Raw genomic sequence first — 23,565 nt, forward strand, 5'->3', positions numbered from 1 at the left:
TTTCCCGTTCGTATCGTGAGCGCACTGAGGTAGATGCGCTGTTACGATGGCCCAACGAAAAAACAAATCGGGCAGGGGAGAAAATGGGCCAGTTCGAATATCCAAGGCCGCAGCTGGTGCGCGAGCAATGGCAGTCCTTGAACGGCGAGTGGGACTTCGAATTTGATGACGAGCATCAATTCAGCTTGCCGTCCGACCGCATCCCATGGTCGCGACGGATCACGGTGCCGTTTGCGCCAGAATCCGTTGCAAGTGGAATCGGCGATACGGACTTCCATTCTGCATGCTGGTACCGCTGCCGTTTCACGGTTGAGGAGCGCGGGCCTCGCACCTTGCTCCACTTTGGCGCCGTGGATTACCAGGCGCGCGTGTGGATCAACAACCATATGGTTGCCGAACACGAGGGCGGCCATACATCATTCACTGCCGACATCACGGATGAACTGGTCGACGGCGAACAAACGCTGGTGGTGTATGTCGAAGACGATCCGGCCGACCTGGCCAAGCCACGGGGCAAGCAGGACTGGCAACGTGAACCGCATTCGATCTGGTATCCGCGTACGACGGGGATCTGGCAATCCGTCTGGCTGGAGAATGTCGCGGCGACCTATATCCGCCGCTTGCGCTGGACGCCCATTTTCGACGGCTATGAGCTGGGCTGCGAGGTGCTGGCCGCCGGTGACGCCTGCCCCGCACTGGCGGTTGAGGTCAAGATCTGGCAAGGTGAAAAACTGCTGGCGGCCGACCGCTACATGCTGGTTGGGCAGGAGGCCAACCGCAAGATCGCACTGTCGGACCCTGGTATTGACGATTCCCGCAACGAGATCCTGTGGAGCCCTGAACGGCCAACCTTGCTTGATGCGGAACTGACCCTGTACAGCGGCGATCGCATTCTTGATCGTGTGCGCTCGTATGCCGCCATGCGCTCGGTATCAATCAACCGCGACCGTTTCATGCTCAATGGCCGGCCCTATCAGTTGCGCCTGGTACTCGATCAGGGTTACTGGACGGACAGCCTGATGACGGCGCCTTCGGACGACGATTTGCGGCGCGATGTCGAGCTGGCCAAGGCAATGGGCTTTAACGGCGTCCGCAAGCACCAGAAGATCGAGGATCCGCGCTACCTGTATTGGGCGGACCGCCTGGGCCTGCTGGTATGGGAGGAAATGCCGTCCGCTTACGCCTTCACGGCGCGGGCCATGACGCGGCTGGTGCGTGAATGGACGGAAGCCATTGAGCGCGACTACAGCCACCCCAGCCTGATTGTCTGGGTGCCGTTCAACGAATCATGGGGCGTGCCGAATCTGACGGCGGTGCAGGCGCATCGCAATGCCGTGGAGGCACTGTACCACCTGACACGCATGCTCGACCCGACCAGGCCGGTGATCGGCAACGATGGCTGGGAGGCCTCGGCCACGGACATCCTTGGCATCCACGACTATGATCCGGACCCCGACAAGGTGCGCCAGCGCTACGAAGTCACGGACCCGGTCCGCACATTATTCGACCAGCGCCGCCCGGGTGGCCGCATCCTCACCCTGGATGGCTTTCCGCACCGCGGCCAGCCCATTGTGCTGACTGAGTTCGGCGGCATTGCGTTCGATCCGAACGCGCCGCCCCACCATACCTGGGGCTATTCGCGGCAGAACACTCCCGCAGCCTTCCTCGATCATTACCGCGCCTTGTTGAAGGTGGTGAACGAGACGGTCATGTTCAGCGGTTTTTGCTACACGCAATTTGCCGACACGTTCCAGGAAACGAATGGCCTGCTGAACGCGGACCGCACGCCGAAGGTCCCGCTGGAACAGATCAGCGCGGCGACGCGCAACCTGATGTAGCGCCAATCAATCCGGCTGGCTGACAGCCTTTGCCTCGAGGAGAGCACCATGCAAACCCTGATCGTCTTCTGCCACCTGCGCTGGGACTTTGTTTTCCAGCGTCCGCAGCACCTGCTCACGCGCCTGGCGAAGCATTACAAGGTCATGTTCGTCGAAGAGCCGGTGTACGAGGCAGGCGAGGGGCGCATGGTATTTTCGCAAGCTTCGCCTAACCTGACAGTTTGCCAGCCGCATACGCCATCCCATGCGCCAGGCTTCCATGACGACCAGCTCCCCCTCCTGCAGCCGCTGGTGGCGGAGCTGGCACCGGCTGGCGAAGAGGTGCTGGTATGGTTTTATACGCCGATGGCGCTGCCATTGCTGCAGGGCCTGCACCCTTCGCTGGTGATCTACGATTGCATGGATGAGCTGAGCGCATTCAAGAATCCGCCCAAGCAGCTGCTTCAGCGCGAGAGTGCCTTGCTCAATATTGCCGACCTGGTGTTCACGGGCGGACCGAGCTTGTATGAAGCAAAGCGAACGCGCCATGACAATGCGCATTGCTTCCCGAGCAGTGTCGAGGCGGCGCATTTTGCGCAGGCGCTTGACCGCAGCAATGGACATGCGCTTCAACGCGGCGTCCCGCATCCGCGGCTGGGATTCTTTGGTGTTATCGACGAGCGCTTCGATGCCGGCCTGATTGCCGACATCGCCGATGCGCACCCGGAATGGCAGGTGGTGCTGGTGGGGCCTGTGGTCAAGATCGATCCTGCTGCGCTGCCGCAGCGGCAGAACGTGCACTATTTCGGTCAGCAGTCCTATCAGGATCTTCCGCAATTCCTGGCCGGATGGGACGTTTGCCTGCTGCCGTTCGCATTGAACGAAGCAACGCGTTTCATCAGCCCGACCAAAGTCCTGGAGTACATGGCGGCGGAGCTGCCAATCGTCAGCACGGCGATCCGCGATGTGGAGGACCCTTACGGGACGATTGTTGCAATTGGTCACGACCACAAGCAATTCATCGCCCATTGCGAAGCCGCGCTGGCGCAGACACCGGAGCAGACTTCCAGGATGGGCGCTTCGATGCGGGAGGTGGTGGCGCGCACCTCATGGGATGCCACAGCCGACCGCATGCAGCAACTGATTGCCGGTACACCACCAGGCGGCAAGGCCGCGCGGCTGACACGTAAAAGCGCCGGCGACAACGGGGAAGCGGGCCAATCCGATGCGCCCGGCAAGATCAATCCGCTGCGTGCATCTCCAGGTATACCGCTCTACGGCAGCATCGTTATTGGGGGCGGGCCGACTGGACTGTCGGCGGCATATCACGTAGGCACCGATAATTTGCTCCTGGAGCGAAATGGCAGCGTTGGCGGCTGGTGCCGCTCAATCCAGGACGGCGGTTTCACCTTTGATCATGCCGGGCACATCATGTTTTCCAATGACCCTTACGTGCTGGAGCTGTACGACAAACTGCTGGGCGAGAACCAGCACTGGCAGATGCGCGAAGCGTGGGTCTACAGCAAAGAGGTGTATACACGCTATCCGTTCCAGGCCTCCCTGAATGGCCTGCCACCTGAAGTCATCAAGGAATGTATCCTCGGTGCCATCGAGGCCCGCTACGGGGATGGCGCCGAGGCACCATCCTGCGCAAGCCAGCACGTGGAAGATTGTTGCGCTGATGGTGGTAGCGAAGCGGCGCGGGCCAGTGATACGGCTCGCAAGGAGAAGACGCAAAGCTTCGAGGACTTTATCTACAAGGTGTGGGGCGCCGGGATCGCGAAACACTTTGCCATCCCGTATAACCGCAAGCTCTGGACGGTGCCGCTCAGTGAAATGGAAACTTCCTGGCTGGGCGGCCGCGTGCCATTGCCGAACCTCGCGGAGATTGTTGAAGGCGCGCTGCGGCCGGTGCCCAGGCCGATGGGCCCCAACGCCCGTTTTGGCTATCCGAAGCGCGGCGGCTTCCAGTCGTTGATGAATGGCTTCCTGCCCCTGATTCGCGGAAAAATTGAGCTCAATGCCGAAGTGGCGCAGGTGCTGCCAGAGGAACACCGGGTAACGCTGGCAGACGGCCGCCGATTCCAGTACGAAAAACTGGTCAGCACGATGCCATTGCCGGAACTGGTCAAACTGATTGGCGATGCAGCGCCACCGGCGGTGCGGCAGGCCGCACGGGGGCTGCGTCACATCTCGATACGTTGTGTAAATATCGGCATCGCGCGCAGTGATGTGACAGACAAGCATTGGATCTACTATCCAGAAGACACGATATTTCATCGCATCTTCGTGCAAGGCAATGCCAGCCCCGAATGCAATGCTCCGGGCGGCTTTGGCTTCACCTGCGAGATCTCATACTCACCGCTCAAGCCGCTTCCACTGGACGGCCAAGCACTGATCCAGCGCTGTATTGACGACGCCATCAAAGTCGGCTTCATCAGCGCTGACGACCAGGTGCTGGTCGCAAACCAGATCGACATGCCTGTGGCCTATGTTGTCTACGACCACCAGCGGGCCGAAAACGTAGCGACGGTGCGGACCTGGCTGGCCGGGCATGACATTCATCTGGCTGGCCGTTACAGTGAATGGGAGTACTACAACTCCGACCATGCGTTCCTTGCAGGAAAGCGGGCAGCCGAGCAGGTCACGCGAGAACATAGCCGGGTTGCCCCGCGCGCGTCATGAGGAGCGCCGACGCCGGAGAACGGCCCCATGTGTAGCGGTCAGGGATTCATCGTTGATGCGAGGTGGACATGAAGATCACACGACTGAGCACTTACCGGGTGCCGCCGCGCTGGATGTTCCTCAGGATCGACACGGACGAGGGCATTGTCGGCTGGGGCGAGCCGGTGATAGAGGGCCGTGCCCGCACCGTTGAGACCGCTGTGCAAGAGCTGGGCGAATTGCTGGTCGGGCGCGACCCGGCACGCATTAACGACATCTGGCAGGTGCTGTACCGCGGCGGATTCTATCGCGGCGGTGCGGTATTCATGAGCGCCATTGCCGGCATCGACCAGGCGTTATGGGATATCAAGGGCAAGGCGCTGGGAGTTCCGGTGTACCAGTTGCTGGGTGGGCTGGTGCGTGAGCGGATGAAAATTTACAGCTGGGTCGGCGGTGACCGGCCGGCGGAGGTCGTCGCCGGGATCCGGACCCTGCAGGCGCTGGGCCTGAATACGTTCAAAATGAATGGAACTGAAGAACTGGCAATGCTCGATAGTGCGAAGGCGGTAGACGCCGCCGTCGAACGCATCGCGGGCATCCGCTCGGTGTTCGGATACGACATCGAGTTCGGCATCGACTTCCACGGCCGTGTTGCATGGCCAATGGCGAAGCCGCTGTTGCGGGCCCTGGAACCATATCGGCCTTTGTTCGTCGAAGAGCCCGTGCTGGCGGAACAGGCCGAGTATTACCGCCGGCTGTCGGATATGACCAGCATCCCCCTGGCAGCAGGTGAGCGCATGTATTCACGGTTCGAGTTCAAGCATGTACTGGAGCAGGGCGGGCTCGCTGTCCTGCAGCCCGACCTGTCGCACGCCGGCGGCATCAGCGAGTGCCTGCGCATTGCGGCCATGGCCGAGGCCTACGACGTGGCGCTGGCACCGCACTGCCCGCTCGGCCCCGTGGCACTGGCCGCCTGTTTGCAGGTCGACTTCGTTTCCTACAACGCCGTACTGCAGGAGCAGAGCATGGGTATCCATTACAACCGGGGCGCGGAGTTGCTGGACTATGTACACAACGCCGACGACTTCCGCATGGATGGCGGCTACATCAAGCCGCTGCCATTGCCGGGTTTGGGCGTCGATATCAACCAAGAGCGGGTCATTGAGGCTAGCCGCAGCGCGCGGGATTGGCGCAATCCGCTGTGGCGCCACCCCGATGGCAGCGTGGCGGAATGGTAGCGCCAGCCTGCCTGTTGGGTATCGATTGGGGTAGCAGCAACCGGCGCGCTTATGTCGTCGGCGCCGGCGGACACTGTTTGCATAGGCATGAGGACGCCCAAGGTGCGCTCGCCGTGCAGGGGCACTTTCCTGAGTCGCTCCAGGCGCTGCGCCATCATCTCGGCATCGACGCGCAAGTTCCGGTCGTGTTGTCCGGTATGGCGGGCAGCGCCCTGGGCTGGCAGGAGGTAGCCTATTTGGACAGTAGCGTCGCGCTGAACCGCCTGCCTGAGACGCTGGTGCCGGTAAACACAGCGCCGGGCTGCTTCATCGTCCCCGGTTATTGCCACCGCGGGGATGGTTCCGTTGATGTGATGCGGGGCGAAGAGACCCAGCTACTGGGTGCCTTGGCCCTTCAGCACGGCGACGGCTGGTATGTCCTGCCAGGCACCCATAGCAAGTGGGTCGAACTCCGCGAAGGCGTCATCAGGCGATTGTCGACTTACATCACGGGTGAATTGTACGCGGCCATGCGCAGCGGGGGAACGCTGGCGCCCTTGATGGGCGGTAGCGATGACCAGGCCGCGCTATGCAAAGGGGCCGACCGTGCGCAGGATGGCGAGACGCTGTCGCACACGCTGTTTGAAGCGCGGGCTCGCGTGGTGTCCGGCGATGCTGACGCTTCCGGCACCGCATCCTACGTCAGTGGCCTGCTGATCGGGGCCGAGTTCGCGGCACGCGCCGCATGCGACAGGGATGAATTGCCGCTACTGCGCCTGATCGCATCGGCCGGGCTGAATGCCCCATATCTCCAGGTTGCCCACGCGCTGGGCTACTCCACGCGGCTGATTGATCCAGACCAGGCCTATTGCGCTGCCCTGGCACGATTCGCGGAGGCGATCGCACCATGAACATCGAAGAAAGGCACTGGCGGGTGGAGCAGCTGGCCGCCTGGAGGGAAGGATGAAGCCATCCGTCTCCCAGTCTCGATTCGGCGAATTGGCCGATGGCCGGCCTGTCACCGAATTCACCCTGGATAACGGCACAGGGATGCTGCTCCGGGTGCTCGACTATGGCTGCATCATCCGGCGCTGGACACTGGCCGTATCTTCGGAAGAACCGGTCGATCTGGTATTGGGCTTTGACACAGTGCGGGAATATGAAACCGACGCAAGCTATATGGGCGCACTGGTCGGACGATTTGCCAATCGCATCGCTGGCGGACGTTTCGCCCTGGATGGCAAAGTGCATCAGTTGGGCCGAAATGAGGGCATGCACCACCTGCATGGAGGTGCTGCCGGCTTTCACAAGCAGATGTGGCAAACAGGCTTCCATGTCGAAAACGAACTGGCACGGCTCATCATGTATCGGCTGAGTCCTGCCGGGGAAGAGGGCTATCCGGGCAATCTGCTGGTGATGGTTACCTACGAGCTGCTGGCCTCGGGTGCCTTGCGTTGTACCTACCAGGCGGCATCGGACCAGGCGACGCCGGTCAGCATCAGCCAGCACAGCTACTTCAACGTTGCCGGCCGGGGCGATGTGCTGTCGCACCTGCTCTGGATCGATGCCGACCTGTATTTGCCGGTGCGTGACGACCTGATTCCCGTCGGACGTGCGGAGCCTGTGACTGGCGGCCCATTCGACTTCCGGCTTGCGCGCTGCATCGGAAGCAGCCTTGGCACCGACGACCGCCAACTGATGCTCGCGCGCGGCTATGACCACAATTTCGTTCTTGGGGCAATTCCCGGCCCGCAGGCCTGGCTGCGCGACCCGGCGTCGGGGCGCCGGCTGCGGATCTATACCGATTGTCCGGGCTTGCAGTTCTATAGCGGACAGTACCTCGATGCCTCAGCGGGTGGCCAAGGCAGGAGATTCGGACCGCATGCGGGTCTTTGCCTGGAGCCGCAGCAGTTCCCGGACGCGCCCAACCAGCCGTCATTTCCAGGCATGGTGTGCCGTCCAGGCGAACCTTGTGCAATGTCGACGCTATACGTCGTGGATGCAGGAGGAAATCATGGAACTGGTGGTTGACGCGCAAAACGCGCTGGGTGAGTGCGCGCTCTGGTGCGACCGGACGCAGCGGCTATGGTGGACCGACATTTTGGGACGCGTCTTATGCTGCTTCACGCCGTCCAGCGGAGCTGTCCAGACATGGGTGATGCCTGAACGCCTTGCCTCGTTTGCCCTGACGCACAACGATGACCGTATATTGCTTGGCCTGGAAAGGCGGCTGGCCTGGTTCAACCTGCCTGAAGCGGCCATCCTGACCATCGTGGAAGTGGATGGCGGCAGTCCCGAGGTCAGGCTCAATGACGGCCGCTGCGACAGGCAGGGGCGGTTTGTATTCGGCACCATGAACGAAGCGTTGGGACGGGCGCCGATCGGCCGTTTCTACCGGCTTGGGCACGATTTGCGGCTCGAATGCCTTCCCTTGAAACCGGTGGCCATTGCGAACAGCATCTGCTTTAGCCCGGACGGCCGGCTTATGTATTTCTGCGACTCGCTGGCCGGGGTCATCTGCTGCTGCGACTACGGCGATGAGCTTTCAGGTGAGCGGGAATTCGCCTGCCTGCCCCCCGGCTGCGGTGAGCCCGATGGTTCAACCGTGGACGCCGATGGCTGCGTCTGGAATGCGGAGTGGGGCGCCGGCCGCATCGTGCGCTATCGGCCGGACGGAATTGTCGACCGCGCCATCGCTGTGCCGGTCAGCCAGCCAACGTGCCCGGCGTTTGGCGGCCCAGGGCTGGACCAGTTGTACGTCACCACTGCGCTCGTGGATTTATTGGTGCATGAGCGCGATGCCGGTGGCGTGTTCTCGGTGCGCGTGGCGGATACCGTTGGTTTGCCCGAATCGCGCTTTGGCAGCTAATTGAAGGAGGTTCATATGCGAGCGCTGGTCTATCATGGAGCCCATGATGTAAAAGTCGACACCGTCCCGGATCCTGTCATCCAGGAGCCTGATGACGTCATCCTTCAAGTAAGCGCCACCGCGATCTGCGGCTCGGACTTGCACCTCTACCGGGGCAAAGTACCGGGAATGAAGGAGGGCGACATCATGGGCCATGAATTCATGGGTGCCGTGGTGGATGCCGGACCGGATGTCACGCGGTTGCAAAAGGGGGACCGGGTGGTGGTGCCTTTCGTGATCGCCTGCGGGAGCTGCTTCTTCTGCGACATGCACCTCTATTCGGCGTGTGAAACCACCAATCCGGACCGTGGCGCCATCATGAACAAGAAGTCGCTCCGTCCAGGGGCGGCATTGTTCGGCTTCAGTCACCTGTATGGCGGTGTGCCGGGAGGGCAGGCGGAATATGTGCGGGTGCCCAAAGCCAATGTCGGCCCGATCAGAATTCCGGATACGCTGGAGGACGAAAAAGTCCTGTTCCTGAGTGACATCCTGCCAACCGGCTACCAGGCGGTGTTGAACGCCGGGGTTGGCGCCGGGTCATCGCTGGCGATCTTTGGCGCCGGGCCGGTCGGACAGATGGCCGCGGCGTGCGCCCGCATGCTGGGCGTGGAAACGATCTTCATGGTGGATCACCATCCTTACCGGCTGGAGTTCGCACGCACGACCTACAACATCATTCCCGTCAATTTCGATCAGGTGGACGCAGCGGAATACATCATCGAACACACGAGCCGCCGCGGCGTTGACGCCGTGGTCGACGCCGTGGGATTCGAGGCGAAAGGTAGTGCGCTCGAAACAACGCTGGCGGCGCTCAAGCTCGAAGGGAGTAGCGGAAAAGCCCTGCGCCAGTGCATCGCCGCGGTGCGGCGAGGCGGAACCGTTAGCGTGCCGGGCGTCTACTCCGGATTCATTCACGGCTTTCTGTTTGGAGATGTGTTCGAAAAGGGCATTGGATTCAAAACTGGCCAAACCCACGTCCAGCGCCACATGCCCGAGCTGTTGACGTTCATTGAACAGGGAAAGCTCAGCCCGGATGTCATCATTTCGCACAGATTGCCGCTTCTCGAGGCCAGCGAGGGATACCGGATGTTCGATGAGAAGCGCGACGCCTGCCGTAAAGTCGTTCTTCGGCCATGAGGGCGCCAGGACTGCAAAACCATTACGGCATGGCGCCGGCATCACAGTGCAACGCAATGTCAGCCGCCCAGCGCTTTGAAGGCGGCGACAGCGGCGCGGGCCGACTCGGTTTGCGCCTGCGCCTGCGTGTCGGTGGCACGCAGCAGGTTTTCGTCCGCCTGCAGCACTTCGACCAGGCTGGCAACGCCCTGTTGGTAGGCGGCAAGCGAGGCCGCGCGTGCGCGGCCAAGCGAATTCACGCCGTCGGCCAGGATGCTGGCTTGCTGTTCACGGTTGACCAGGGTGGAGAAGGCATTCTCCACGTCCTCCATGGCATGCAGTGCTGATAAGCGGTAGGCTGCCAGCGCTTCGGCCTCGCGGCCTTTGGCCACTTCGATTTGGGCATTGATGCGGGCGAAGTCGAATAGCCGCCAGCGCAAGCCCAGTATCCCGGCAGCCTGGTTTGCGCTGCCGGAGAACAGCTTGCCTGCCGAGATGGCCGTGGCGCTGCCAAGCATTCCGCTCAGGGACAGCTTCGGATAATATTCAGCGGTTGCCGCGCCAATGCGGGCATTTGATGCCGCAAGTCGACGTTCTGCAACGACCAGGTCGGGCCGGCGCCGAAGCAGGTCGCGCGGCGACCCGGTCGCGGCGACCTGGGGGATGGCCGGAAGTACGCCGCGTGCCTCGGCCAGTTCCTGCCGGTGCGTTCCTGGAGCGCTGCCGAGCATGACGTCCATTGCATTCATGGCCGCATCCAAAGCCGCTTGCAGCACTGGCACCGTAGCCCGTACCTGCGCCAGCGCACCCTCGGTTTGCCGCATCTGCAGTTCGGCTGCCAGGCCCTGGTCGTAAAGCTGCCTTATCTTGGCCAGCAACTCCTGCTGCGTCTGAATTTGCCTGCCCGCGACGTCAAGGCGGATTTGCAGGCCCCGGATAGTCATGTAAAGGTCCGCAGTCTGGGCCGCTACGGCCAATTGCACGGCCGCCGCGCCAGCCTGGGACGCCTGGTATTCGGCAAGCGCTGCCTCGCGGTCGCGGCGCACGCCGCCAAACAAGTCCAGTTCCCAAGACGCTCCGAGACTGACATCATAGGCGCTGCCATTGCGGTCGTAGCCTGGCGTCGAACTCAGAACCTGTCCCAAAGGTGTTTCCAGCGATTGGTGGGCGCGCGTGCCCTGGGCGCTGACGCTGGCGGAGGGCAGGAGAGCCGCGTTGGCCGATGCCAGTCCGGCCTTGGCCTGGGTGATACGGGCCGCGGCCTGGCCGATGTCAAGGTTCTGGCGCAGTGCCAGGGCAACCAGGCGATTCAGGTTTGGGTCGTCAAAGCCTTCCCACCAGGCGCTGGATGGCACTGTCGCCGCGCTGCCCCGCTGTTCGATGGCCTCCTTGCTGAAATAGTGTTGGGGCAAGGGTGCGTCGGGGCGAGCGTAATCGGGGCCGACCGCGCAACCCGCTGCGAGACCGGCAATGAGGCTGATGGAAAGGCTGGTTTTGAACATGGCTGACTTTCTGGGAAGATGATTTTGAGGTGACTGTATCATGAAATGGTCACTGGTTGTGCAAAATGGAGTCAGGCGGTAAGCTGTCGGTCATGAATAAGGCAACCGTTACCCCCAGCCCATCGCGTGGTCCTGTCGACCATGAGGTGCGTGACCAGATCGTCGCCGCGGCGAGCGAGCATTTCCGTTTGTATGGCTATGAAAAGACCACGGTCTCCGACCTGGCCAAGTCGATCGGTTTCTCCAAGGCCTATATCTACAAATTCTTTGAGTCCAAGCAGGCGATTGGCGAACAGATTTGTGCGAACTGCCTGGCTGAAATCGAGTCGGATGTCAGGGCGGCCATCGACGCGGTCGAGAAGCCGCCTGAGAAGCTGCGCCGTATGTTCAAGGCGGTTGTCGAATCGAGCCTGCGCCTGTTTTTTGAAAATCGCAAACTTTACGATATAGCAGCAGCGGCAGCCACGGGAAATTGGGAATCCACCAGCATGTATGAGCAGCGCATCCAGTCCATCTTGCAGGACATCCTGCGGCAAGGCCGCGAGACGGAAGATTTCGAACGAAAGACGCCTCTCGACGAGGCGGTGACGGCGATTTACCTGGTGATGCGGCCGTACCTGAACCCGGTCCTGTTGCAATACGGCCTGGACTCCGCGCAGGAGGCGCCGCTCCAATTGTCGAGCCTGGTGCTCCGGAGTTTGTCGCCCTGAACGAGCCGATACGGCAGAAATGTGCAAGTGACTATTGACTTAAGTGGTCACTAGTCTCAAAATGGAATCCTGTTTGCTTCCTTTTCGGGATTCCTATGCGCCGCCGCAACCTCATTTTCTCGTCTGTCGTTACCGTCCTGCCCCTTGCGCTAGCCGCTTGCGGCGAAAAACCGCCCGCCGATCCACGTACTGCTGCTCCGCTGGTGAGGGCGGTCGGGGTCGAGAGCGATGTCGCCGATGCCCGCGCATTCACCGGGACTGTCGCTGCCCGCGTGCAAAGCGACCTGGGTTTTCGTGTCGCCGGCAAGGTGACGGAGCGGCTGGTGGATACCGGCCAAGCCGTCAAGCGCGGCCAGGCGCTGATGCGTATCGATCCCTCCGACCTGAAGCTGGCAGTCAACGCCCAGCTGGAAGTCGTTGCCGCAGCACGTGCCCGGGCCCAGCAAACGGCCGACGATGAAACCCGCTACCGTGGCTTGCGCGGCACGGGCGCCATATCGGCATCAGCCTACGACCAGGCCAAGGCTGCGGCAGATGCGGCCAAAGCGCAGCTCAGCGCGGCTGAATCGCAGGCGGAATTAGCGCGCAACGCGAGCCGTTATGCGGAGCTGGTGGCCGATGCCGACGGCGTGGTTGTCGACACGCTGGCCGAGCCCGGCCAGGTCGTCAATGCAGGGCAGGCCGTTGTGCGGGTAGCGCACGCCGGCCGGCGCGAAGCCGTCATCCAGTTGCCGGAAACCCTGCGCCCGTCCGTGGGCGCCACCGCCCAGGCGAGGCTGTTCGGCAAGGAGGAACTGGCAGTGCCGGCCCGGCTGCGGCAGCTTTCCGATGCCGCCGACCGGCTGACGCGCACGTACGAGGCCCGCTATGTGCTCGAGGGCGAGCTATCGAATGCGCCGCTCGGCTCCACAGTCACCCTCCAGGTCCCGCTAGCGAACGCGCAGGGGCGGGGCGGCCTGCGGGTGCCCATTGGCGCGTTGTTCGATGCAGGTAAGGGGCCGGGTGTTTGGCTGCTGGCTGGAGAACCAGCCAAGGTCTCCTGGCGGCCGGTCGTCGTGCAGCGCCTGGACGACGATAGCGCACGTGTCGCCGGCGGTCTTAAACCGGGCGATCGCATCGTTGCCCTTGGTGCGCACCTGCTGCATGAAGGCGACCAGGTACGCGTGGCCGGCCAGGCCGCCGCAGCAACCGTGGCGGGGCTGCCATGAGCGAGGGGCGTTTCAACATGTCTGCGCTGGCCGTACGCGAGCGCTCCGTCACATTGTTCCTGATTTGCCTGATCTCCCTGGCTGGTGTCATTGCGTTCTTCAAGTTGGGACGCGCGGAAGATCCTGCCTTCACGGTCAAGGTGATGACCATCGTTACCGCCTGGCCAGGCGCCACGGCGCAGGAAATGCAGGACCAGGTCGCCGAGAAGATCGAGAAGCGCCTGCAGGAATTGCGCTGGTACGACCGCAGTGAAACCTATACCCGACCGGGCCTGGCCTTCACGACCTTGACCCTGCTCGACAGCACGCCGCCGTCTGAAGTGCAGGGAGATTTTTACCAGGCGCGCAAAAAGGTCGGCGATGAGATAAGCAACCTGCCGCCCGGCGTGATCGGCCCTCTGGTCAACGACGAATACGCGGACGTTACCTTTGCCCTGTTCGCCCTCAAGGCGAAGGGAGAGCCGCAGCGCACGCTGGTGCGCGACGCGGAGGCGCTGCGTCAGCGCCTGCTGCGCGTTCCCGGCGTGAAAAAAGTCAACATCATCGGCGAGCAGGCGGAGCGCATTTACCTTGAATTTTCGCATGAGCGGCTGGCAACGCTTGGCGTCAGCCAGCAGGATGTATTCGCGGCGCTGCAAAGCCAGAATGTCCTGACCCCGGCCGGTTCGGTGGAAACCAGGGGCCCGCAGGTGCTGGTGCGCCTGGATGGTGCCTTCGACCAGTTGCAGAAGATTCGCGACACGCCGGTGGTGGCACAGGGCCGCACGTTGAAGCTGTCCGATATCGCCACCGTCAAGCGCGGCTACGAAGACCCGGCAACGTTCATGATCCGCAACGGCGGCGAGCCGGCGCTCCTGCTGGGCATTGTGATGCGTGAGGGCTGGAATGGCCTTGACCTCGGCAAGGCGCTCGACAAGGAAGTAGGTGCGATCAATGCCGAACTGCCGCTGGGCATGGGCTTGAGCAAGATCACCGACCAGGCCGTGAATATCGGTTCGGCCGTCGATGAATTCATGCTCAAGTTCTTTGCCGCGCTGCTGGTGGTGATGGTGGTGTGCTTCGCCAGCATGGGTTGGCGGGTCGGGATCGTGGTTGCAGCCGCCGTGCCGCTGACCCTGGCGACGGTGTTCATCGTGATGGCAGCGACCGGCAAGAATTTCGACCGGATCACGCTTGGCTCGCTGATTCTCGGCCTGGGCCTGCTGGTGGACGACGCCATCATTGCCATTGAGATGATGGTGGTGAAGATGGAGGAGGGCTTCAGCCGCGTCGCTGCCTCGGCCTACGCCTGGAGCCATACGGCGGCGCCGATGCTGGCCGGCACGCTGGTGACGGCGGTAGGCTTCATGCCCAATGGCTTTGCCCGCTCTACCGCCGGCGAGTACACCAGCAATATGTTCTGGATTGTCGGCATCGCGCTGATCGCCTCATGGGTAGTGGCTGTGGTGTTTACGCCTTACCTCGGCGTCAAGCTGCTGCCCGACGTCGAGAAGGTCGCCGGCGGCCACGGGGCGCTTTACGACACGCCGCGCTATAACCGCTTCCGCCAGCTCCTGAAGCGCGTGATCGCACGCAAGTGGCTGGTGGCGGGCGCGGTGGTCGGCTTGTTTGTCGTGGCCGTACTCAGCATGGCGGTGGTGAAGAAGCAGTTCTTCCCGATCTCGGATCGTCCCGAAGTGCTGGTTGAAGTGCAGATGCCCTACGGCACGTCGATCGGCGCGACCAGCGCCGCCGCCGCAAAGGTGGAAGCCTGGCTTGCCAAGCAGGACGAGGCGAAAATCGTTACGGCCTACATCGGCCAGGGCGCGCCGCGTTTCTACCTGGCGATGGGCCCGGAACTGCCAGATCCATCGTTTGCCAAGATCGTGGTGCGCACCGATAACCAGGTGCAGCGGGAGGAGTTGAAACAGCGGCTGCGCAAGGCGGTAGCCGACGGGCTGGCGCCCGAGGCACGGGTGCGCGTCACCCAGCTTGTGTTCGGGCCATATTCGCCGTTCCCGGTGGCCTATCGCGTCTCCGGCGCCGACCCGGAAAAGCTGCGCCATATCGCTGCCGATGTACAGCAGGTGATGGGCGCCAGTGCGATGATGCGGACGGTGAATACCGACTGGGGCACCCGCACGCCATCCTTGCACTTCACCTTGCAGCAAGACCGCCTGCAGGCCATGGGCCTGACGTCAAGCGCGGTGGCGCAGCAATTGCAGTTCTTCCTGTCCGGTGTGCCGATCACCGCGGTGCGCGAGGATATCCGCACGGTGCAGGTGGTGGCCCGCTCGGCCGGCGAGGTACGCCTCGACCCGGCCAGGATCGCCGATTTCACGCTGACCGGCGCCAATGGCCAGCGCATACCTTTATCCCAGGTCGGGAAGGTCGAAGTGCTGGCGGAGGAGCCGGTGATGCGCCGGCGCGACCGCCTGCCGACGATCACGGTGCGCGGCGATATCGCCGAGGGCCTGCAGCCACCGGACGTATCTGCCGCCATCAGCCGCCAGTTGCAGCCGCTGATCGACAAGCTGCCGAGTGGCTACCGCATCGAACAGGCCGGCTCCATCGAGGAATCGGGCAAGGCGACCGTGGCGATGCTGCCGCTGTTCCCGATCATGCTGGCGATTACCCTGCTCATCATCATCTTCCAGGTGCGCTCCATTTCCGCGATGGTGATGGTGTTCCTGACCAGCCCCCTGGGTTTGATCGGGGTGGTGCCGATGCTGATCGTGTTCGGGCAGCCATTTGGCATCAATGCGCTGGTGGGCCTGATCGCGCTGTCAGGCATCCTGATGCGCAACACGCTGATTTTGATCGGGCAGATTCATGACAATACGAGGGCTGGACTCGATCCCTTCAACGCGGTGGTGGAGGCAACGGTACAGCGCGCCAGGCCGGTGATCCTGACAGCGCTGGCGGCGGTGCTGGCCTTCATCCCGCTGACCCATTCAGTGTTCTGGGGCACGCTCGCTTACACCCTGATCGGCGGCACCTTTGCGGGAACCATTCTTACGCTGGTCTTCCTGCCTGCGATGTATGCGATCTGGTTCAAGATCCAGGCTGGCGGCGATAGCGTGGAACAGCCAGAGGCGGACAGCAACGTCGCGCCGATTGCGGGGCGGCTTAGCCATCATTGAAAAGGAAATGGAAATACAGGAATCTACAGTTGTTGTTGTCACGGGGGTGTCGTCGGGTATTGGCCGCGCCACAGCAGAGAAATTGGCCAGGCGCGGTTGCCGCGTGTTCGGAACCGTACGGGATATCGCCGGTGCGAGCCCATTGGCCGGTGTCGAGTTGGTGGAGATGGATGTACGCAGCGACACGTCCGTTAAGCAAGCATTTCAGCAGATCGTCGCACGCGCCGGACGCATCGACGTCCTGGTCAATAACGCCGGGGTGACCATCGTCGGCGCGGTGGAAGAGACTTCGATCACGAGGCGGGTGCGCTGTTCGATACCAACCTGTTCGGTATCCTGCGCACGGCACAGGCGGTCCTGCCGCAGATGCGGCTGCAGCGCAGCGGCAGGATCGTCAACGTCAGCTCGGTGCTTGGTTTCCTGCCGGCGCCTTACATGGGCTTTTATGCGGCGTCCAAACATGCGGTCGAGGGGCTGTCGGAATCGCTGGACCATGAAGTGCGCCAGTTCGGCATTCGAGTCGCCCTGGTCGAGCCGGGTTTCACGAAAACGAACCTGGACCTGAACTCGCCGCACACTGCGTCCAGCATTGCAGACTATGACCGTGAGCGTAGCCTTGCTACACAAGCTGTGGCAGCAAGCGTCAGCGGCGCGCCGGAACCGGATGCTGTGGCGGACACCATTGTGCAGGCGGCACTGGGACCATGGCGCATGCGGCGCGTTCCATCCGGCCAGGCGTCCTTGCTCAGCAAGTTACGGCGATTTATGCCGGCCGGGCCGGTGGACGCAGGATTGCGCAAGACTTTTGGACTTGCCTGATGCCGCAGCAAGATTTATGCGGTTCGTCCGTCGACAGGTAACGCGGAGCTTGACTGTGGAGGGCTATGGCGCAATAGTTGATGCGGAAATGCCATCATCAACTCCGCATTGCTCAGAAGATTCATGAGACGCTTTGCTTTCGCGACATGCCTGGTTTTCGCCGCGTTCGGCACGGACGCGCGGAGCGATACGTTCAAGGTCGGCTTCTACGATTACCCGCCTATGATGATCGAGAACGGGCGGAGCGGGATTTATCAGGAAATCCTGGATGAGCTAAGCAACATCACGGGCCACCGCTTTCAGATCCAGTACTTCCCCTACGCGCGCCTTGCCAAAGAGTTCGACGTAGGACGTATCGACCTTGAACCCGGCGTGTTTCCCGGCTGGGTAAAAAATCAAAGGGTTCCGGGCGAATTTTCAGTCCCGTTTGGTAAGGTCGTCGACGTACTCGTGTTCGCCCCGGGCAAATATTTTCCAATGCATACGCCGAGGGACTTGAGTGGCAGAACCATCGGATTGGTAAGGGGTTACACCTATCCGGACTTGCATGAGCTGTTTGACAGCGGCGCCGTGCATCGCTCCGATGCCGTGAGCGAGGCGCAGCTCATGGCCATGCTTTCGGCGGGGCGCATGGACCAGATCCTGATAAACAAAGCGGTTGCCCAATACAATGTTCTCATGGTGCCCAAGTATCGTGAGTTTGTCCTGGGTGACGTTCTCGGTTCGTTTGATGTCTCGATGCGCGTCCACCCCGGCAAGAAAGCCTTGCTGCCGAAATTGGACGAAGCCATCATCACAATGAAACGCTCGGGGGCCATCGCCAGGATCTACGCCAAGTATGGTGTGAGCCTCTAAGACGTTGGTACAGTTGCTGTTGGGAAAAATCGTAATCCATAAACTTACCGACGGCTATGGTGACTGCACATTGTCCGGCGCTGTGCAATACTGGGCTATATATGCATGGGGACAAAGCAATGGCCGGTACAGAACAAGCAAGGCGGGTCGACAATCGAGTTGCCGAAAAGGTGGAGCGTGGCATAGCGCTGATGGCCCTTACTGGAAGGGAAGAGGCGGTGCGCTACTTGAGGAACTGCGGAGTCCCGGCCGACGTCATTGGACGCGTACTCACCAGTCCGATAGCTCGCAGGACGCACGGTGCACACTTGGCTGATCAGCGACCCGATCACCGGGGAAACGAAGGCTTGCATTGAGGGCCGGGGTATGGCTGTCTGGCGGCATGCCTGCGCTTTGCCTGGAAAACGACAGTGGACTTTGAGATTTCAATTTGAAATGGAATAATAGGTCTCAGCGGTTTTCAGTCGCAAGATGGTTAATGTATCGCCATGGCCAGTTGGAGGTGATGATGCGCTCTACGACGGAAGTGATCGGGTCTCACAGTGTTCGGCACGAGATGTACACCGTGATTTGCAAGAGTGGACAGCGAGGTATCGAGTTCAGCGATGCGCGGCTGGCAGCGTTGGCCTTCCTGCGCGCGCCGGCCAATGATCGGCCCTTTGTGTTGCGCCACCAGGGTAATGCAACGCATGTGGTGGCTTCAGCAAAAGCGGGAACAAAGCTGATTGAGCCCGGTCGATTGGATGACACCTTCCGCGCCGCTTACGAGTCGGCAGCCATCGCCAATGCATTTTAGTGAGGCCGGCGTACCACGCTGGCCCTCACGATCAGATCGCGCGGTCGCTGCGATTCGATTGCAAGCGGTATTCACTCAGGACGGACATTCGCAGCTTTCTCACCCTTCGGACTTGGCGCGCGCTCAAAGGAGACGCGTTGATTTTCCTTGAGAGCCTTGAATCCTTTTGCCTGGATATCCTGGAAATGCACGAACAGGTCTGCACCGCCAGTGTCTGGTGTGATGAAGCCAAACCCCTTCGCTTCATTGAACCACTTTACGGTGCCGGTTTCGGTAGTCATGTTAGAACCTCCAAGTTGATATGAAAATACCTGGCGCCCCTTTGCGACCAGCGCCCGCTCGATCAGCCTGCCTGCGGGTTTAACCGGGAAAGCCTGGAACTATTCCCCCTGCCAACAAAGACCCGGTCTGTAATGTCATGACGGAACAGCTCAAGCCAGGAAGTGTTGTCACTGATGAGGTATTGCTTTGACTTGCCGGTCGACTTTCGCATCACGGTAAGTTCGCCCTGTAAACCTGATACCTCGTCGGTCTTTGGATCGGTTGTGTCGACGGCGCTCAACGAAAAGTCCTGCTGCGCCAGATGGTGCTGGCGGAGGATCGATTCAAATTCCGCAATATCTCTCTGTTCGATCAGTTGCATGGCTTCACCTTTTGAGGGGCTCTTTCAGTTTAGGCCAGATTTGCCGCTCCGCTTTCCAAATAGTCCGGAGCTGGGTCTCCGCAACGTATACGGCGAACGCATCGGGTTGCGAATGTTAATAGTAAAGCCCAATGCCGGCGGCCGGCGCGGCATGCTAAATTTCTTCTTCCAACAGGCGGGCAAGTCTCGTCCTCGGCGAATGCCGGGAATACAGGGAGAACAGCATGCCAGATGATTTAATGATTGGAGATCGGCGATCACTCGAAGGATTAACGGAAATGGTCGACGGCGCCCTTGAGTTGGCTGACGAATGTGGATGGAGATATGCGTTGGCATATCTGATCAGCGAGCGTGTTCCTTCGCAAGTGATCCAGCGACTGTTGTCAGGACGCGCGCGAGCCAGAAAGGCCGCAATCAATAACAACATGAGTTTTCCAGACAAGAGCTACTGCTGGCAAGGACGAAATACAGAAGAGACGCAACGCCTTTTTGCGACCTTGCGATTGCGCAGTCCGATCAAATTCCAACCATGCGACCTGCCGCCGATGGCATCGCGCAGCCGCGGCCCCGTCTCCGACGACGAATGACACGGCAGGGCGATAGTCCTTAACGGTTGTTGCGCAGTTTGCTAATGCGCCGGCCCCCAAGGAACAGTCCTGTGGCGCACAACATTGCGCCGAATACGCAAAGCACCGCCACCAGGACGTCCCATAAGGGTCGCTTGCGCACGGCGGCCGCAAAATCAAGCTGGTGCAGGCCATTGAACAGCCAGCGGTTCCACTTGCTGTTGCGATCGGCATGTCCGACCAGCTGTCCCTTGCGGGGATCGGCATAGAATGTGGTCTCGTCGTTCAACTGGAACTGCACGCGCAGTACCGGGAAGTCGCGATCTCCATGATGTCTGTAGTAAAAGCTGTCACCGCTATCGATCAGCTCAGCCGCAAGAACCTGGACGCCAGGCCGCGCGGCGCGCACGGCATGCAGCAGTACCTCTTGCGCAATGGGCGCCGCTGGCCTGCCGCTGTCTGGGTCCAGCAAGCGTTGCCCGGTACGGTCGAGTGCACCGAAGAAAAGTTTGCCGTCGACTCTGCGCCACTCGAGCTCGAATAAGCCCTGGCTGGCATGGACCGCCTGCGCCAGGTCCAGCGACAAATCCTGGCGACTGAGCGGGCCGCCTGCGAAGGCCAACTGGTCGTTGGCCGTTACGCCCGGTGAAGAAAGCCAGTTGAATGGGGTGACCGATAGCCAGCCGCTGAACAGCCAGGTCAGTGTCAGCGTCCCAATACCCAGCCCAAGCCAATGATGCCATGCCTGCCAGCCACGATACGGCGAACGCCGGCCGCTGGCATAGCGCTGGCGCAGCCGCAAACGCTGAAGGCCCAGAACCATGCCTGCCATCACCAGCACGAGGGCTGCGGCGGAAGTCCACATCACCGCTTGCCGCCAAGGCTGGGCATATGTACGCAAGGGCGTGAAATAGATCCAGTGCATGACCGAGCCAACCCAGTTCCAGCCACGCTCGTTGCGCGTGGCGTCCCGCACTAACTCGCCAGTGCGGCTGGACACATACAGGACACTGCCCACATCGTCGTTCGCCCGAACCCGGTACAGCGGCCGATGTCCGCTGACGGAACCAAAAGACCACTGGTCCAGGTCAATCCGGTCCACCGCCAGGCTGCTTGCTCCAGGCGCCGCATTTCTGGCTGAGGCCTGGGCGATAGCCTCCGTGACTTCCAGAGCGGTGCCGGTGTCCGCCCAGGCTGACCACCGGCGGCCATCGCGCATGAAGTGATAGGCAGGACGTCCTGCAATGGTATTGATCTTTACCGCAGAGGGAACGCCGGCTTGGCCGGAAGATTGCCATGCATCCCAGGCGCTGGCCTTGACCTGCTGGATATCCAATGGCGCCAGCCACGCCATGCGTTCCTGCTTGTTAAGGGCAGGATATGGCACGTACATCATGACGATGCCGGAGATGAACCACATCAGCACGAGCAAGCCGATGGCGATGCCGAGCCAGCGGTGCAGCAGGTGCAGCTGGCGTTTCCACGATCCCACGGTGCGGGAGATCAGTAACGCCACTGCACGGTCAGCTCGGCGTGGCGGCGCTCGCCCAGCAGGTACTGGCTATCGCTGTATGAGGTGCTGGCATAAAGCTTGTCGCTCAGGTTGCGCAGGTTCAGCTGCAGCAGCACATTGCGGTTGACGTTCCAGCCAAGCGACGCGTCCATCGTGGTATACGCGGCGAGCGCCTGCGTGTTGCCATTGTCGATATAGCGTTCGCCAACGTAGCGCGCGCCGATCGCCACGCGCCATGAGTCTGCATGGTAGTTCAGCCACACGTTGGACGAGATCTTTGGTACGTCGGCCGGACGCATCCCAGCGCGCGAGCGATTGCCGCTTTCGATCAACTGGTCGAACCGGGCATCGGTGTAGGCCGCATTGGCCTCCAGGCGCCATTCCGGCAATAGGGTCACACTGGAGGTAAACTCCGCGCCACGCGACGATTGCGATCCGCCCTGGATCGACAGCGCCGGACTGGATGGATCGCGCGTGATGATGTCGTTCTTGCTGATGCGGTACAGTGCCGCAGTCCATTCAGCCTTGCCGTTCGCCAGGGATTGCTTGATGCCGGTTTCGACTTGGCGCGAGCTGGTCAGCTTGTAGCGGCTGCTGGCCAGGTTCAGCGACAGCAAACTGCCAACCGGGTCGCTGCCGCTGCTGACCTGCCCGTACAGGGAAGCGTCGGCGGCCAGCTTCCAGGTCAGGCCCAGGCGCACTGCGTTCGAATGCAGCCTGGTGGTAAAGCCGGCGGCACCGCGCAGGCTGGCGCGCTCGACCTTGTACTGGTCGTGGCGGAAACCGGCAAGCATCAAAAGGCTTGGGTTGATGGCGTAGGCATCTTCCACATACACGGCATTGGTGGTGGTATCGGTGCTGAAGTCAGGCCGCAGCGGATCAGGGCTGGCAAACAGGCCCGGATTGAAGCCAGTCGGGGCTACTGTGGATGATCCGCCGTAGGGCGAGTTGTTGGCGTGGGTGAAGTTGATGACAGCAGCTTCCCAGCCAGCTACGACGCGGTTGTCTCCGCCGTTCCAGCGTGCTTCCAGTCGATTGCCGGTCTGTTCCTGCTCATGCCGGATGGCGATATAGTCGCTTCGCTCCACCACCTTGGCTTGCGCATCATAGGAATAATATTCCGCATTGCGCCAGTTCCGGTGCACCTTCATGTAAGCGAGCTCGTTACTGATGGCCAATACCGGGCTGACACGCCAGGTGAAGCGGGCAACGGCTTTGTCATCCTTGTACGAGATGTCGGCATCGCCGACGTTGTAGTTCTGGTCGCGAAGTTCGCGCGCGATACGGCCATTGACAAGGGGCGTGCCAAAGTAGCGCTGCGGTTTTTGTTCCAGGTGGTCGAGCGAGAAGTCGAGGTCGAGGCCGGGCGCCAATGAACAGGTCAGGCTGGACAGGATCTTGCCGCGGCGGGATTGGCCGCGGTCGATGAAACCTTCGCTATGATCGGCATAGGCGTCGATGCGGAACGCCGCTTTCTCGCCGAGTGCGCCAGTTGCGCCGACACCGCCGCGCAAGGTCTTGCCGCCGCCGACACCAGCCATGGCCTCGAAGCTGGTGGCGCGCTGTGGAGCTTTGCGTACGGCGTTGATGGTTGCGCCGGTGGTGCCGCTGCCATAGACCACGGACCCCGGGCCGCGCAGCACGTCGATGTATTCATAGCCCCAGGGGTCGGACGGATAGGTGGCCGTACCGGAACCGACTTGCGGGCGCTGGCCATTCTCCAGTAGCGCAATGGCGCTGTTGCCGCTGAAGCCGCGTGCAGAGTAGGCGACTCCGTTACCCGGCGAGCTCGTATCTGTCAGGCCGGTAGTACGCGTGATGGCATCCTTGACCAGCAGGTCGCCACGCGCCTGCATCGTGTCGGCGCTGAGGGAGTCGACGCTGGCCGGCAGTTCCTGTGCGGTCAGGTCCAATCTGCTTGCCGTAGCGCCAGGGCGCGTCAGTCCGAGGCCCTCATACGCCGTCGCTCCCTGTACGGTTACGGTTGGCATGATCTCGGTTTGCTGAGCCCAGGCAGCGGAAGTGAAAAGCACAGAGATCGCGGCAACGATAGGGCGCAGGGAAGGGGAGCGGGCTGGTCGGGATGAGGACATGGATGGATTTCTGCTG

Annotated in this window: 18 protein-coding genes and 1 pseudogene; 14 read left to right on the top strand and 5 right to left on the bottom strand. The window is 61.6% G+C overall.

What is annotated here, in order from left to right:
* Window positions 1-83 precede the first annotated feature (83 nt).
* From ASE26_RS18080 to ASE26_RS18110, 7 genes are all read left to right on the top strand, one after another.
* Entirely contained in the window at window positions 84-1,838 is a 1,755-nt protein-coding gene (locus ASE26_RS18080; RefSeq protein ID WP_055924038.1) for a glycoside hydrolase family 2 protein, read from the top strand.
* A 48-nt stretch (window positions 1,839-1,886) separates the two neighbouring features.
* Complete coding sequence (locus ASE26_RS18085) at window positions 1,887-4,502, top strand: FAD-dependent oxidoreductase (protein WP_057246668.1); 2,616 nt, start codon at window positions 1,887-1,889, stop codon at window positions 4,500-4,502.
* 68 nt (window positions 4,503-4,570) lie between these two features.
* Complete coding sequence (gene dgoD, locus ASE26_RS18090; protein ID WP_055924034.1) at window positions 4,571-5,719, top strand: galactonate dehydratase; 1,149 nt, start codon at window positions 4,571-4,573, stop codon at window positions 5,717-5,719.
* Window positions 5,713-6,609 carry a 2-dehydro-3-deoxygalactonokinase gene (locus tag ASE26_RS18095; protein WP_055924031.1) on the top strand — a complete coding sequence of 299 codons (897 nt, stop codon included), beginning with the start codon at window positions 5,713-5,715 and terminating at the stop codon, window positions 6,607-6,609. The genes dgoD and ASE26_RS18095 overlap by 7 nt, the downstream gene beginning before the upstream one ends.
* Window positions 6,610-6,661: 52 nt before the next feature.
* The gene (locus ASE26_RS18100; protein ID WP_082591403.1) at window positions 6,662-7,729 is read left to right on the top strand and encodes an aldose epimerase family protein; all 1,068 of its coding nucleotides are present in this window, start codon (window positions 6,662-6,664) and stop codon (window positions 7,727-7,729) included.
* Entirely contained in the window at window positions 7,713-8,567 is an 855-nt protein-coding gene (locus ASE26_RS18105; RefSeq protein WP_229208176.1) for an SMP-30/gluconolactonase/LRE family protein, read from the top strand. Before ASE26_RS18100 ends, ASE26_RS18105 begins: the two co-directional genes overlap by 17 nt.
* Window positions 8,568-8,582: 15 nt before the next feature.
* A complete protein-coding gene (locus tag ASE26_RS18110) occupies window positions 8,583-9,743 on the top strand; it encodes a zinc-dependent alcohol dehydrogenase (protein ID WP_057246671.1) in 1,161 nt (386 codons plus the stop codon).
* Between the two features lie 59 nt (window positions 9,744-9,802).
* Here the strand turns inward: ASE26_RS18110 and ASE26_RS18115 are convergent, their stop codons facing one another.
* Window positions 9,803-11,224 carry an efflux transporter outer membrane subunit gene (locus tag ASE26_RS18115; RefSeq protein WP_055924016.1) on the bottom strand — a complete coding sequence of 474 codons (1,422 nt, stop codon included), beginning with the start codon at window positions 11,222-11,224 and terminating at the stop codon, window positions 9,803-9,805.
* A gap of 92 nt (window positions 11,225-11,316) precedes the next feature.
* On the opposite strand from ASE26_RS18115, the gene ASE26_RS18120 reads away from it, so the two are divergent.
* The 6 genes and pseudogenes from ASE26_RS18120 (at window position 11,317) to ASE26_RS18145 (ending at window position 18,734) form a co-directional block, all read left to right on the top strand.
* Window positions 11,317-11,934 carry a TetR/AcrR family transcriptional regulator gene (locus ASE26_RS18120; RefSeq protein ID WP_055925217.1) on the top strand — a complete coding sequence of 206 codons (618 nt, stop codon included), beginning with the start codon at window positions 11,317-11,319 and terminating at the stop codon, window positions 11,932-11,934.
* A 95-nt stretch (window positions 11,935-12,029) separates the two neighbouring features.
* The gene (locus ASE26_RS18125; RefSeq protein WP_057246672.1) at window positions 12,030-13,142 is read left to right on the top strand and encodes an efflux RND transporter periplasmic adaptor subunit; all 1,113 of its coding nucleotides are present in this window, start codon (window positions 12,030-12,032) and stop codon (window positions 13,140-13,142) included.
* Window positions 13,139-16,264: an efflux RND transporter permease subunit gene (locus ASE26_RS18130; RefSeq protein WP_057246673.1), complete on the top strand. Its 3,126-nt coding sequence runs from the start codon at window positions 13,139-13,141 to the stop codon at window positions 16,262-16,264. Before ASE26_RS18125 ends, ASE26_RS18130 begins: the two co-directional genes overlap by 4 nt.
* 13 nt (window positions 16,265-16,277) lie before the next feature.
* Window positions 16,278-17,083 (top strand): annotated as a pseudogene (locus ASE26_RS18135) (oxidoreductase).
* A gap of 123 nt (window positions 17,084-17,206) precedes the next feature.
* A complete protein-coding gene (locus tag ASE26_RS18140; RefSeq protein ID WP_055924002.1) occupies window positions 17,207-17,938 on the top strand; it encodes an ABC transporter substrate-binding protein in 732 nt (243 codons plus the stop codon).
* 478 nt (window positions 17,939-18,416) lie between these two features.
* Window positions 18,417-18,734 (top strand): hypothetical protein, encoded by a 318-nt coding sequence (locus ASE26_RS18145; protein WP_055923999.1) that lies wholly within the window; start codon window positions 18,417-18,419, stop codon window positions 18,732-18,734.
* Window positions 18,735-18,805: 71 nt separating this feature from the next.
* On the opposite strand, the gene ASE26_RS18150 is transcribed toward ASE26_RS18145, so the two are convergent.
* On the bottom strand, window positions 18,806-19,015 hold the full coding sequence (locus tag ASE26_RS18150) for a cold-shock protein (protein WP_055923996.1): 210 nt from the start codon (window positions 19,013-19,015) through the stop codon (window positions 18,806-18,808).
* 62 nt (window positions 19,016-19,077) lie between these two features.
* Window positions 19,078-19,377: a hypothetical protein gene (locus tag ASE26_RS18155; protein WP_055923994.1), complete on the bottom strand. Its 300-nt coding sequence runs from the start codon at window positions 19,375-19,377 to the stop codon at window positions 19,078-19,080.
* Between the two features lie 224 nt (window positions 19,378-19,601).
* Here ASE26_RS18155 and ASE26_RS30725 point away from each other — a divergent pair, with 224 nt between their 5' ends.
* A complete protein-coding gene (locus tag ASE26_RS30725) occupies window positions 19,602-19,964 on the top strand; it encodes a hypothetical protein (RefSeq protein ID WP_156397807.1) in 363 nt (120 codons plus the stop codon).
* 19 nt (window positions 19,965-19,983) lie between these two features.
* Here ASE26_RS30725 and ASE26_RS18160 read toward each other — a convergent pair whose 3' ends face one another.
* Window positions 19,984-21,459 carry a PepSY domain-containing protein gene (locus ASE26_RS18160; RefSeq protein WP_057246674.1) on the bottom strand — a complete coding sequence of 492 codons (1,476 nt, stop codon included), beginning with the start codon at window positions 21,457-21,459 and terminating at the stop codon, window positions 19,984-19,986.
* Window positions 21,447-23,447: a TonB-dependent siderophore receptor gene (locus ASE26_RS18165; protein WP_162246522.1), complete on the bottom strand. Its 2,001-nt coding sequence runs from the start codon at window positions 23,445-23,447 to the stop codon at window positions 21,447-21,449. Before ASE26_RS18165 ends, ASE26_RS18160 begins: the two co-directional genes overlap by 13 nt.
* Between the last annotated feature and the right edge of the window lie 118 nt (window positions 23,448-23,565).

The organism is Duganella sp. Root198D2, assembly GCF_001428585.1.
Lineage (GTDB): Bacteria > Pseudomonadota > Gammaproteobacteria > Burkholderiales > Burkholderiaceae_D > Rugamonas.